Below are 12,764 nucleotides of genomic sequence, written 5' to 3' on the forward strand. Positions count from 1 at the left end.
TGGTAATGTTCAAATGGCATCGTGTGATCCCAACACCGCCCCTAAATGCACTACAACCACTCAAATTCAGGTCCGAGGAGAGAGCTTTGACGCCGCTGTCCGAGCATCTTCAGCCACTCGACGAAGCCAGTTCCCTGCCGCTGTATCAGCAGCTGCAGCGCAAACTGCGACTCGCCATCGATAACCGCGTGCTCGGCGCCGACGATGCGCTGCCGCCCGAGCGCGATCTGGCTGAAGAGCTGAACGTTTCACGCATCACCGTGCGCAAAGCCATCGACGGCTTGGTTGACGAAGGCCTGTTGATTCGTAAACAAGGCTCAGGAACATTCGTTACCAACCGAGTCGAAAAGAATTTCGCCAAGCTGACTTCGTTCTCCGAAGACATGCGAGCACGCGGCCGCAAGCCACGCAGCGTGTGGCTCGATCGCGCTGCTGGCGCCGTCACGCCGGGCGAGTCACTCACGCTGCGGTCCAGCCCAGGCACGCCGGTGTATCGCTTCAGTCGTATTCGTTACGCCGACGACGCGCCGATGGCACTCGAGTACGCAACGGTGCTGGCCGATTGCTTGCCGTCGGTCGAGTCGGTGGAAACATCGTTGTATGAAGCACTGGAACGCACTGGTAATCGTCCCGTGCGAGCTTTGCAGCGCTTGCGGGCCGTGCTGCTCTCGGCCGAACAGGCGCAGTTATTGAAGGCGCAAGAGAAGGACGCGGGCTTGCTGGTCGAGCGAGTCGGCTTTCTCAAAGACGGTCGCGCGGTCGAGTTTTCTCAATCGTTCTATCGTGGCGACATCTATGATTTCGTCGCCGAACTCAGTGCATCTTCATGAGTGCAGGCACGCAAAGCCGCATGTTCATCGAAGCTGCGCAGGCGTCGGACGTCGTGCGCGGCCAGCTGGAGAACAATGCGGTCAGCGTGCGTCGGATCGGCGCGTTACTTCGAGAGATCAATCCTCGCGCAGTGGTCACTTGCGCGCGCGGCAGTTCGGACCATGCGGCCACGTTTGCTAAATACTTGATCGAGTCGCACACCAAGCTGCTGACGACCTCGTTCTCGCCGTCCATGAGTTCACTCTACGACGCGAAACCAGACATGCGCGGCGTGGTGTTTCTGGTGATCTCACAGTCGGGCAAGAGCCCCGACCTGCTCGCCTCGGCCGAGAATGCCAAACTCAACGGCGCTTGCGTCATCGCGTTGTGCAACTCGCCCGCTTCACCGCTGGCGCAGATGGCTCACCACACCATTGCACTGAATGCCGGCCCTGAGACCAGCGTGGCAGCGACCAAGTCGTACATCGCGTCGCTCAGTGCCATCGTGCATTTGGTGGCCAGTTGGACCTCGGATCAGACGCTGGTCAACTCGTTGATGCGCACGCCGGATCAGCTGGCGCAAGCGTGGAATCTGGACTGGAGCGCGGCGCTGCCGGCGCTCGAGCCAGCGAACAATTTGTTCGTTGTGGGCCGCGGTTACGGACTCGGTGTCGCGCAGGAAGCGGCACTCAAGTTTAAAGAAACCTGCGGCCTGCATGCCGAAGCGTTCAGCGCCGCAGAAGTGAAACATGGACCGATGGCACTAGTCGGACTGGACTTCCCTGTGCTGATGCTGTCGCAGAACGATGAGAGCCGCAGCGGCATCGAGAAGCTGGCCGCAGAATTCGTCGCGCGCGGTGCGAACGTGCTTGTGGCTGGCGCCAGCGTGACTGACGCGATCACGTTGCCGACGATTGCATCGCATGCCGTCATCGAACCGCTGCTGATGGTGCAAAGTTTTTATCGGATGGTTGCCTCGCTGGCCGTTGCGCGCGGCTTCGATCCAGATCGTCCGCCGCATCTCAACAAAGTGACCGAGACGCTGTAATGACGCTGGCGCTGGTCAATGGCCGAATACTGCGCGACTCGGGATGGGTCGAGAACCAAGTCGTGCTCATCGAAGGCACGCGCATCCAACAAATCGTGGCGCGCGAGTCCAAATGGCACGCCGACACTACTTACGACTTGCACGGTCACACGCTGCTACCCGGCTTCATCGACGTTCAAGTCAATGGCGGCGGCGGTGTGTTGTTCAACGACGATCCCAGCGTTGAGTCGATTCGCGAAATCGGTCGCGCGCATCGGCGTTTCGGTACCACAGGCTTTCTGCCCACACTCATCAGCGACGATCTCGACGTGGTGTCGCGCGCTTTGCAAGCAGCGCAGGATGCGATTGCGAGCGGCGTGCCAGGCGTGCTGGGCATTCATATCGAAGGCCCGTTCCTCAACGAAGCGCGCAAAGGTGTTCACGACGAAACCAAACTACGCTGGCTCAATGAAGACGCACTGGGATTACTCACTTCGCTGAAAGGCGGCAAGACGTTGGTGACATTGGCCCCCGAGCGCACCACGCCACAGATCATTCGCAAACTCAGCGATGCAGGCGTCATCGTCTCCGCTGGCCACACCAACGGCACTTACGCGGAGATCCGGTCAGCACTCGATCATGGCCTCACCGGCTTTACGCATCTGTTCAACGCCATGTCACAACTCACGGGCCGCGAGCCCGGCGCTGTTGGCGCCGCACTGGATGATGATGGCAGTTGGTGCGGCATCATCCTCGACGGCCATCACGTCGATCCGGTCGTGCTCAAGATCGCCATGCGCAGTAAGCGGCAGGATCGCTTCATGCTGGTGACCGACGCCATGCCGACCGTGGGCGCGCCCAACAAGACCTTCAGCTTGCAGGGGCGCCCGATCTCGGTGGCCTACGACAACATGCTGGTCGATGAGAACGGCCGGCTGGCGGGTTCCGACATCGACATGGCCAAGGCCGTGCGCAATTCCCTCGAAATGCTGGGTGTCGATCTGGCACAGGCTGCGCGCATGGCCAGCCTGCACCCCGCCGCCTTCCTCGGCCTGGATCGCGAACTGGGCCGCATCGAACCCGGCTACCGCGCCGATCTGGTGCTGGTGAATGAGCGCGTCGAAGTGCTGGACACCTGGATCGGCGGTCAATCGGCCAGCTGATCAGCAGGACGAGCGAATAACCGCTAGGATGCTCTCCTGACCAGCTGACGGTTCGGGGGAGCCTGATGCGAAGTAAAGGCAAAGCCACGTCGTTCGACATCGCCTACCGGGCCGGTGTCTCGCAACCGACGGTGTCGCGCGCGTTACGCGGCAGCCCGACGGTCAACGAGCAAACCCGGCAGCGCATCCTGCAAATCGCCACCGAGCTCAATTACAAAGTCGACAAGAACGCCTCCAACCTGCGCAATCAGCAGTCGGGCACGCTGGCGCTGTTGTTCTTCGAAGATCCCACGCTCAACGATTCGCTGATCAATCCGTTCTTTTTGTCCATGCTCGGCTCGCTGACCCGCGCCTGTGCCTTGCAGGGCTACGACTTGCTGATTTCGTTTCAACAGTTGTCCAGCAATTGGCACATGGAATACGAGGACAGCAAAAAAGCCGACGGCTTGATCCTGCTCGGTTACGGCGACTATCTGGAATATGTGTCGCGCCTGGAATTATTGGTCGAGCAAGGCACGCATTTCGTGCGTTGGGGTGTAGTGCTGCCCGGTCAGCCTGGCGTTTCCATCGGCTGCGACAACTTCCAGGGCGGCCGCGATATGACTCAGCATCTACTCGAGCAGGGGCGGCGTCACATCGCGTTCGTGGGCCACGCATCGGCGCACTATCCGGAATTCCTGGAACGTTACAAAGGTTATTCGCAGTCGCTGCATGACGCAGGCCACTCGGTACAAGCAGAATTACAGATCGACGCGTTCACCACCGAGCTTTCCGGTTACGACGCGGTCACAGCGCTCATTGAACGCAATGTGAAATTCGACGCGCTGTTTTGTGCGAGCGACCTGATTGCCATCGGTGCGATGCGCGCGTTGCTAGATCGCGGCATCCGGGTTCCGCAGGACGTGGCCGTGGCGGGCTTCGATGACATTCCCAACGCGAGCTTCACCAATCCCAGCCTGACGACGGTTCAGCAAGACACCAAGGCCGCAGCGACGCTGTTGGTAGATAGCTTGCTCGCGCTGATTCACGACGAGCAGGTGGACAGCCACACGATTCCGACCCATCTCGTGATCCGGCAATCGACCCAACAATCAAACTAGAGCGCTTGAGTCGCCGGCACCAGTCGGATCCGCGTGATTTCCGACGGCGCGCCGAAACGTTTCGGCGGCCCCCAGTAACCCGTGCCGCGACTGGTATAAACCCACAGCGAACCCAGCCTATCCAGCCCGGCGGTAAAAGGCTGTTGGAAGCGCACGAAGAAATTCCACGGCCAGAACTGACCGCCGTGCGTATGACCGGAGAGCTGCAAGTCGAATCCGGCGGCAGCAGCTTGTGGCGCCGTGCGCGGCTGATGTGCGAGCAGGATCTTTGCTCCGGCGTCGCCGGGCGCATCGGCCAGCGCCGCTACGGGGTCGCTGCGATTGACCGGATCGAAGTGATGCGCGCCGTAGTCGGTCACGCCCGCGATCACTAACTTCGCATCGCCATGAGCGACGACGACGTGCTCGTTGGTCAGCACACGCAAGCCCAGCCGGCGCAGTTCATTGGTCCACGCCCGCTCGCCGGAGTAGTACTCGTGATTGCCGGTGACGAAGAACGTTCCGTGTTTGGCGCGCAGCTGCGCCAGCGGTGCAACGTGCGCTGCCAACTCTCGAACGCTGCCGTCAACCAGATCGCCGGTGATGGCAATCGCATCGGCATCGAGCCGATTCACCGCAGCCACGATGCCCTCGACATAGTTGCGTCGAATGGTCGGCCCGACGTGGACATCGCTGATCTGCGCGATCGAAAAGCCATGCAAGGCCGACGGCAGATTGACGATGGGAATATCGACGTGCACCACGCGAGCGACTCGTCGCGCATTGATATAACCGATCAGCGTGGCCAACACGGCACCGATGATCACGCCCCAGGCGGACACCTGCGTGAAATACTCAGCCGTCGCCGTCGAGTTCAGCAACGTCGCGAATAGCAACGTCACTTCACGTAATAAGGTAAATACAAACAGGGACGAGAACAGCCCCATGACGATCAGCGGAATCAGTACGAAACTGTCCGAGCCACCGGCACGCTCACGTCTGGCGCGCGCCGACAATCCCAGCGGAATGAGCACCCAGGAAGCCGCCAACAGCAGCCATCCCAACACCTGCCCCGCAAGCTTCAAGTCCAGGGCCGGCAGCAAGCGCACGCCGATATAAACGTGCAACAGGCCGAGCACGCTCAACAACATCAGGAAACCGCGCCGCAAAGTGTTTGCTCCCGCCGGCGGTACGACGGTACCGCGGCCACAATCCAAGGGGGAGTACATGCCGCCGGCAGCGGCGATTGCAAGCGCGCCGGCCGCATCTATCGGTAATAATCCGCAGCTTGCCGTTCATGACAGGGAGCCGCTGTTAGTGATTACCCGATTCGCATCACGAGCCCTCGTGCTGATGACTGTCGCGCTGGCGAGTAGCGCCACGCATGCGGTCGAACGCCGCGTCGTTACACATCAAGATATCTGGCTATTGCCGCGAGTGGGCGCGCCAGCCGTCAGCCCGAACGGCAAGCTGGCGGTGTTCAGCGTGACCGAGCCTGCATACAGCAACGATCAGCAAGTGAGCGATCTGTGGCTGGTGGCGACCGATGGCAAATCACCGGCGCGCCGACTCACCCAGACCCGCGCCTCGGAATCCGGCGTGACCTGGAGTCCGGACGGCGCACGAATCGCTTACGCGACCCGGCGCGAAGCCGATGAGGTGAATCAAATTTACATCATGGACTTGGCCGGCGGCGGCGAAGCGCTGCGAGCCACTACGCTGAGCACCGGCGCGCGACTGCCCAAGTTTTCGCCCGACGGCCGCAAGCTGGCATTCACCAGCGACGTGCCGCCGGAGAGCCGTAACGACGACGACAGCAAGCGCATCGTCGCCGACGAAAAAAGCCGCAAATACAAAATGCGGGTCTACGACAGCTTTCCGATTCGTAACTGGGACGTGTGGCTGCCGGAGAATCGCCAGCCGCATGCCTTCGTGCAAACGGTGGGCGTGAACGACGCACGCGATTTGTTCGCCGGCACGGACATGATCAAACAGCCGGGCTTCGGCGGGCGCAGCACCCAAAGCGCCAGCGAGCTGGATCTGGCCTGGGCCCCGGACGGCGAGAGTTTGGTTTTCTCCGCCACTCGCAATGCCAATCGCGGCGCTTACGACTTCACCAATGCCGAACTGTGGCAAGTCGCTGTCGCCGGTGGCGAGCCACGTCGACTGACCGGCAGCGACGATCTCAAAGGCGGCGACAGCTGGAGCGAGCCTGAATTCAGCGCCGACGGTCGTAGCCTGTATGCGTTACGCGAAATTCGCGGCAAGAGCGTGTTCAGCCCGACTCATTTGGCTGCGTTCGATTGGCCTTCGCTCAAAGCGCGCGCCGGCATCACACTGCCAGCAGAGCGCGATCCATTGAACTACGTGGTGGCGCCGAACAGCCGCGACATCTATTTGCTGGCCGAAGATGCCGGCCACTCCAAGGTCTATCGCGGCAAGAGCTCCGGCGGCGAAGCGAAACTCGCGTTCGACATGAAAGCCGGCGGTTACGGCAATCTGGTCGGCGCCGAGGGCGCACCAGTGTTGCTTGCCAATTTCGACAGCGCCGTCAGCCCGAACGAAATCGTCCGCATCGATCCGACACGCGGCACTCATCTCGCACTGACGCGCTTCTCCACCGACAAAGTGGCCGCGCTCGACATGGAGCCGGTCGAACACTTTTGGTTCGAGAGCAAACGCGGCGCGCGTATTCACAACATGATCGTGCGTCCGCCGAACTTCGACGCGACCAAGAAATATCCGCTGCTGGTGCTGATGCACGGCGGACCGCACAGCATGTGGCGCGATAACTTTTTCCTGCGCTGGAATTATCATCTGCTCGCCTCGCCCGGCTATGTGGTGCTACTGACCAACTACACCGGCTCGACCGGCTTCGGCGCAGCGTTCTCGCAAGCCATTCAAGGCGATCCGTTGCAAGGTCCCGCCCTCGAGATCAACCAGGCTGCCGACGAGGCCATCGCTCGTTATCCGTTCATCGACAGCACTCGGCAGTGCGCCGGCGGCGCGAGTTACGGCGGCCACCTGGCGAACTGGATGCAAGCGAGCACGACGCGTTATCGCTGCCTCATCAGCCACGCTGGCTTGATCAACTTGGAAAGCCAGTGGGCCACCAGCGACATCACTTACTCGCGCGAACAGAACATGGGCGGCCCGCCGTGGCAGCAGGGCGTGGATTGGAATTCTCAAAACCCGATCCGCTACGCGTCGCAGTGGAAGACGCCAGTGTTGGTCACCGTGGGCGAGCGTGATTTCCGCGTGCCGCTGAACAACACGCTGGAGTATTGGAGCGTGCTGCAACGACAGCAGGTGGAAAGCCGTTTGTTGATTTTTCCGGATGAGAACCACTGGATTCAGCAAGGCGAAAACAGCCGACAGTTTTTCGATGAAGTGCAGCGCTGGCTGGCGCGCTATCTGAAGAACTAAACACGCCACTGTTGCGTCGAACGCTACAAGGTCAGTAACGTGGTCGGCTTCGGAACAGGAGAATTGCAATGTCTACACGCCGCCAATTCATCGGTCAGTCCTCCGCCGTGCTGGCCGGCTCGTCGCTGCTCGGCACGAGCTGGCTGTCGCTGGCTGAAGCGGCCAGCGAGGGCACGATGTTGAAACGAACCATTCCTGCCAGCGGCGAAGCGCTGCCGGCCATCGGCATGGGCACCTCGGGCAGTTTTGAAATCACGCCGGGCAGCCCCGAGTATCAAGCGCTGAAAGAAGTGCTGAAGCGCTTTTTCGACGGTGGCGCCACGCTGATCGACACGGCGCCCACCTACAGCAATGCCGAAGATGTGCTCGGCCCGCTGCTGGCCGACGCCAAGCTGCGTCCAAAAGCATTCATTGCGACCAAATTGTCAGGCGTGGTGGGTCGCGACAAAGGCCTCGCGCAATTTCAGAAGACGCTCAAGTCGCTGCGCACCGATAAGGTCGAGCTGCTCCAGGTACACAACTTGGGCGATTGGAAGACACAGCTGGCGCTGGCGCGTGAGCTCAAGCAACAAGGCAAGGTGAAGTACACCGGCATCACTCACTACCTCGACTCGGCGCACGATCAATTGGCCGATGTCGTTCAGGAAACCAAGCCGGACTTTTTGCAAATCAATTATTCGGTCACCAATCGCGGCGCGGAGAAGCGGCTGTTCCCCATCGCCAAGGAGCTGGGCATCGCGGTGCTGGCCAATCGCAACTTCAATGACGGCAAGCTGTTCAATCAGGTGAAGGACAAGGCGCTGCCAGGCTGGGCCAAGGAAGTGGGCGTGAGCTCCTGGGCGCAGATGTTTCTAAAATTCTGCCTGAGCCATGAGGCGGTGACCTCGGTGATTCCGGCGACCGGCAAGCCGGAGCGCCAGAGCGACAATCTCAAGGCTGGCTTCGGGCCGCTATTGTCAGCGGCGCAGAAGCAGGAATTGATTCAGCTGGTGGGCTGATCGGGTTGGGAGGCTGCTGCAGGTGTCGAGCCTGCAGCAGCGGGTCATCTAGGTTTGGTCGTTCAGCTTTTCGGCTTGTCGGCCGCTGCATCCGGCGTCTTGGTCGGCACCAGCGCGGACACCGTCAGCTCCGGCGTCTGGATGGACAGCTGCCGAGGAATACACTGGACATCATCCGCGACCACCTTCACTGACAACTTCGGCAGCACGTGATCGCGCAGGCCTTCCATCAGTTCACAATCGCCGGGCTGCAGATCCAGCTTGCGATCTTTGTCCAGCCGCACGGTCTTCCATTCCGCCGGGAATGTTTCATCCAACTGCTTGGCCTGCACCCCCAAGCGCTTGAGCAACTCATCGCGACTGGTAGGCGTCGCAGCTGTGGCCGCATCCGCTACCGGCACCGGCGTTGCCGCGGTGATGGTGACAAAGAAATTCCTCGACGGCCGATTCAACGTACAGCCTTGCGCCGACACTCTCGTCTGCTGATGCGCACCGAGCGCACGCAGGATGGCTCGTATCCGATCTTCAGCAGCATCGCAATCGTATGCGGTAGTGAAGCCGGTGTAGCTGTAACGAATCTCCTGCGTTTTCCAGGTCGCCTGAACCGGCGCTGAAGCGTCCGCCGCCCAACCTGCCAACGGCAGCATCGACGCCACCGCGATAACCAAACCTCGTGCTCTACTCATTGAGGCGCGCATGTGACTCTCCGAAACACCCTTGATTGAAACCGGGCTGTACTGCTTGGACGAACGGCACGCCGCCATGTTCCCCACCAACCGCACGGCCGTCATGAAAAGTCGTTAATGAGGCGCGCCATCGTAACGTTTGTTTTCTGCGCCAACAGGTCCGCAGAGGCCGCCCGGACCCAAGGAGTAAGCTTAGGCAGCGCTTGGCCTTGGAATCCAGGGGTGGCGCCCCCACCCCTGCGGGCCGGCGGGAAGAATCATCACAGCGAGCCATGACGCCCGAAGACGCGCCCCAGAATCTGGTCGAAGTATTCCGCTCGCTACGGATGCCGGAGTGCGACCAGCAGTCACTGGTGCTGTCGGCAGTGGGCATCCACTCCTGGACGGTGGTGCGAGGGGGTATGTTCGTCGTGGCGGTCGAGGAGGGCTCGGAGGCACTGGCGCGGCATCACCTGTTGGCGGTGGCTCGTGAAGCCAACATCCCGGTTCCTACACCCAAGCTGCCAAAGCTGCGGCCGCGCGCGTGGAACGGATCGATCCTGTACGCGCTGGTGATGATGATCGTGGCCTACGCAGCCGGCAGCGGAGCGTTCGGTTTGGATTGGCTGGAGACCGGCGCGTTGAACGGCGCGATTCCGTCGTCGCATGAGTGGTGGCGTGTGGTGACCGCCCTCACCTTGCACGCAGACGTGGGTCATCTGCTGAGCAATCTGATGTTCGGCACCGTGCTTGGCTACCTGGCGTCACGCTCGTTGGGCAACGGCGTGGCGTGGGCGGCGATTCTGGTGGGAGCGATGATGGGCAACGCGCTCGACGCGTTGTGGATGCCGGAACAGCAACGTTCCATCGGCGCATCGACTGCAGTGTTCGCGGCGCTGGGCATTCTCAGCGCCTACGCATGGACGTTGGAATCAGCCACCAATCTGCGCTGGGCGAAACGACTCGGCCCATTGATCGCCGGCGTGATACTGCTCGGCTTTCTCGGCGCCGGCGGCGAACGCACCGACGTGGTCGCGCATGTCACCGGCTTCGCCAGCGGCTGTTTGCTCGGCGTGGGCTTGGGAAAAACTCCCGAGCGCCGTTTCGACTCACGAGTTCTGCAGCTGGCCACCGGCGCGTTCACCCTGGCGACGCTGGCCGTCGCCTGGATGTGCGCGCTGAATTAAATAATCATTCTTCCAGCCGGCCTATTCTTCCAACTGAAAGTTCAGTCGCAGCCGGTAACGCTGATTCTTACAAGCGCTGCTCATGATCATGGCGCTGACGGCCTTCACCGCACCGCCATCCAAACGCGGCGACAAGCTGCTGGCCACGACTTTCACATCGGTGGGGCTGGCGGCTTTACCCGGCACGGTGAACTCCACCACCACCGGTCCCTGCTCATCCAACTGCCGCGCTTCGGGCGGATAGAAGTCGGAAATGTTCACCGGCTTCACCACTTCATATTTGCAGCCGGCTTCGGTGTTCAGCGGAGGCAACGGCGCGCGAGGCTTGCAGTTCGCTTCGAAGGTTGACGCACCCACGGTCGGCTCCGCCAAGCTCGCGACCACGGCGCGAATGGTTTGTTTGAGCACCACGGCCTGCGCTTCGGTATTGACCCGACCCTGCGCATCGGTGCCGTCGTACTTGATATAGGCCGTGCACTCCAACTCCTGATCGGAGCCGTTAGTGACGAACACGGTGCGTTTGAAACATTGCTTGTCGGCCTTCTCGCTGCAGTAACGCGGCGTCTCGTCGCGAATCAGCGTGTAGCTCCACGAGCCGCCCTGCGCTTCGAAGGAATGGCCATCGGCTTCCTTGAAGATGCTGCTGGGCCGGGGCGTGCCGCCGGGTGCGGGTGGCGGCGGCGATGCCGAGCGATTCTTCGCAGCTTCCATATGAGTGCTGCAATCCGCCGTCTTACCGCCAGCGCCGCCTTTGGTGCTGCGATAAGTCTCGAGCTGCGCGTTGAAACAAGCCGCGAGGCCGGCCAGCTCATCGGTCATGGAATTATGCGAGGCGACATATTCCTGCAGCAGCTTTTCGCGCGTCTGCTCGTCCTTGCCGACCGTGGCCTGACTGGTGTCGCCCTTGATACAGCGCAGATAGTCGCCGACTTCCTTATCCAGGGTCAGCAGCTTGGCGGTCGCTGTCTTCATTTCCTCTTCGGTCGCCGCGGCGCCCTCGGGGATGGTCATCTTGGTATCCGGCCGGGTGCAGGCCAGCGCCGTGCCGAACGGCAACGCCAAGGCCGCCAAAACCACGGACGCTCGAATCGAAGCAACCACTGAGAATCCCATATCCCAATCTCAAGAACGGCGAGAGCGCCGATTGTCCGCGATGCGCAGCGGCTCCGCCAGAGCCGCAAGTCGTGTAGGCTCGGCTGGCCATGGATCCCACGGAACATGTGAACGTCGATGAACCGCTGCGCCAGGCATTGGCGCAGGGAATCGCCGGCACCGAGCTGTGGTCGCTGCTGCTGGCGGTACTGGAAAGCCGGGCAGCGGCACGCACCCCGGCGACGGTGCGACGCCAGTGGGACACCGATCGGTTCGTCCAACCTTGCGCCATCGATCAACGCACGCTGCACCAGCTGGACTGGCACTTGCTGGCCAATGCCGCGGCATTCGAAGCATTGGAGCTGGCGCCCCTGGCGCCGCTAGCGACCTGCTCCTCAGTGGCGCTCACCAGTCAGAACAGAATCGTATCTACCGCCCGTGGCAGCGAAGTCGTGTCGGATCCGACCAATGTGCTGGCGCTGGAATGTTCGAAACGCCTGCGCGCTGCGCCAGGTGCAGTGGTGAAATTGGCGACCAGTCATCGCTGCGTGCGCGCTCAGGCAGTACCGAATCAGCCGGGATTCGCCGCGCATTTTCGAATGTTTTGCCTGGCCTCGGCGGGCCATGAACGCAAGGATCACGCGTTCCTGGTCGAAGCCTTGACCGAACACATCCGCACTCACCTGGCGGCGTTGGACCGGCTCGAAAAACACGGCTACCACTTTCCAGATCGAAAGCTGCGGTTGCTGGCGACGCCGTTGCTATTACACCTGGCCGAGCACCTGGCTGAGACGATCACTGAATTGCCGGCGACACTGGAACCGTTGGATCACGACTACTACGACGGCCTGCGATTCATGATCGATGCCGGCACGCCGGACGGCAACGCGATTCCATTGATCGACGGCGGCGCGTTCGACTGGCTGCACAAGCTCACCGCCAACAATCGCATGGTGTTTGTCGCGAGCGGCATGGGCTCGCAACTCGCGGCGTTTCTATTCCGCCGCGTGGCTCAGATAGCCTGAGGTTTCAGGCGCGCCGGCGAAACGGCGAAGTCGTCGCGGTCGCGGTACGCTCGGCAGAAAGAATGGTGTTGTGCAGGAGCATGGTCACGGTCATCTGCCCCACTCCGCCCGGCACCGGCGTGATGTACGAAGCCTTTTCTTTCACGCCTTCGAAATCCACGTCGCCGACGATGCGACCGTCAGGCAAACGATTGAAGCCCACATCGATGACCACCGCGCCGGTCTTCACGATCTGCGGCACGATCAAATTCGGCACGCCGGCCGCGACCACCAGAATGTCCGCCAGCAACGT

Annotated in this window: 11 protein-coding genes and 1 pseudogene; 8 read left to right on the forward strand and 4 right to left on the reverse strand. The window is 61.4% G+C overall.

The features are described from left to right. Nucleotides 1-86: 86 nt before the first annotated feature. The 4 genes from JNL55_RS08055 to JNL55_RS08070 all read left to right on the forward strand — a co-directional run bounded on the left by JNL55_RS08055 (nt 87) and on the right by JNL55_RS08070 (nt 4,100). A complete protein-coding gene (locus tag JNL55_RS08055; protein WP_293851744.1) occupies nt 87-830 on the forward strand; it encodes a GntR family transcriptional regulator in 744 nt (247 codons plus the stop codon). Further along, on the forward strand, nt 827-1,858 hold the full coding sequence (locus tag JNL55_RS08060; RefSeq protein WP_293851747.1) for an SIS domain-containing protein: 1,032 nt from the start codon (nt 827-829) through the stop codon (nt 1,856-1,858). The genes JNL55_RS08055 and JNL55_RS08060 overlap by 4 nt, the downstream gene beginning before the upstream one ends. Next, entirely contained in the window at nt 1,858-3,000 is a 1,143-nt protein-coding gene (nagA, locus tag JNL55_RS08065) for an N-acetylglucosamine-6-phosphate deacetylase (protein WP_293851750.1), read from the forward strand. The genes JNL55_RS08060 and nagA overlap by 1 nt, the downstream gene beginning before the upstream one ends. Nucleotides 3,001-3,065: 65 nt before the next feature. Further along, entirely contained in the window at nt 3,066-4,100 is a 1,035-nt protein-coding gene (locus JNL55_RS08070; RefSeq protein WP_293851752.1) for a LacI family DNA-binding transcriptional regulator, read from the forward strand. On the opposite strand, the gene JNL55_RS08075 is transcribed toward JNL55_RS08070, so the two are convergent. Continuing rightward, a complete protein-coding gene (locus JNL55_RS08075) occupies nt 4,097-5,230 on the reverse strand; it encodes a metallophosphoesterase (protein WP_415923036.1) in 1,134 nt (377 codons plus the stop codon). The genes JNL55_RS08070 and JNL55_RS08075 overlap by 4 nt on opposite strands. A 202-nt stretch (nt 5,231-5,432) precedes the next feature. Here JNL55_RS08075 and JNL55_RS08080 point away from each other — a divergent pair, with 202 nt between their 5' ends. Both JNL55_RS08080 and JNL55_RS08085 read left to right on the forward strand, forming a co-directional pair. Further along, nucleotides 5,433-7,505 carry an alpha/beta hydrolase family protein gene (locus JNL55_RS08080; protein ID WP_293851771.1) on the forward strand — a complete coding sequence of 691 codons (2,073 nt, stop codon included), beginning with the start codon at nt 5,433-5,435 and terminating at the stop codon, nt 7,503-7,505. 68 nt (nt 7,506-7,573) lie between these two features. Beyond that, the gene (locus JNL55_RS08085) at nt 7,574-8,503 is read left to right on the forward strand and encodes an aldo/keto reductase (RefSeq protein WP_293851757.1); all 930 of its coding nucleotides are present in this window, start codon (nt 7,574-7,576) and stop codon (nt 8,501-8,503) included. 62 nt (nt 8,504-8,565) lie between these two features. On the opposite strand, the gene JNL55_RS08090 is transcribed toward JNL55_RS08085, so the two are convergent. Continuing rightward, nucleotides 8,566-9,189 (reverse strand): hypothetical protein, encoded by a 624-nt coding sequence (locus tag JNL55_RS08090; RefSeq protein WP_293851759.1) that lies wholly within the window; start codon nt 9,187-9,189, stop codon nt 8,566-8,568. Between the two features lie 272 nt (nt 9,190-9,461). Here JNL55_RS08090 and JNL55_RS08095 point away from each other — a divergent pair, with 272 nt between their 5' ends. Beyond that, on the forward strand, nt 9,462-10,355 hold the full coding sequence (locus JNL55_RS08095) for a rhomboid family intramembrane serine protease (protein WP_293851762.1): 894 nt from the start codon (nt 9,462-9,464) through the stop codon (nt 10,353-10,355). A 21-nt stretch (nt 10,356-10,376) separates the two neighbouring features. On the opposite strand, the gene JNL55_RS08100 is transcribed toward JNL55_RS08095, so the two are convergent. Then, nucleotides 10,377-11,468 carry an energy transducer TonB gene (locus JNL55_RS08100; protein ID WP_293851765.1) on the reverse strand — a complete coding sequence of 364 codons (1,092 nt, stop codon included), beginning with the start codon at nt 11,466-11,468 and terminating at the stop codon, nt 10,377-10,379. An 89-nt stretch (nt 11,469-11,557) separates the two neighbouring features. On the opposite strand from JNL55_RS08100, the gene JNL55_RS08105 reads away from it, so the two are divergent. Then, a complete protein-coding gene (locus JNL55_RS08105) occupies nt 11,558-12,472 on the forward strand; it encodes a hypothetical protein (protein WP_293851768.1) in 915 nt (304 codons plus the stop codon). A 4-nt stretch (nt 12,473-12,476) separates the two neighbouring features. Here JNL55_RS08105 and JNL55_RS08110 read toward each other — a convergent pair. Then, nucleotides 12,477-12,764: pseudogene (locus JNL55_RS08110) on the reverse strand (bifunctional methylenetetrahydrofolate dehydrogenase/methenyltetrahydrofolate cyclohydrolase); the annotation flags it as partial.

The organism is Steroidobacter sp. (assembly GCF_016790065.1).
Lineage (GTDB): Bacteria > Pseudomonadota > Gammaproteobacteria > Steroidobacterales > Steroidobacteraceae > Steroidobacter.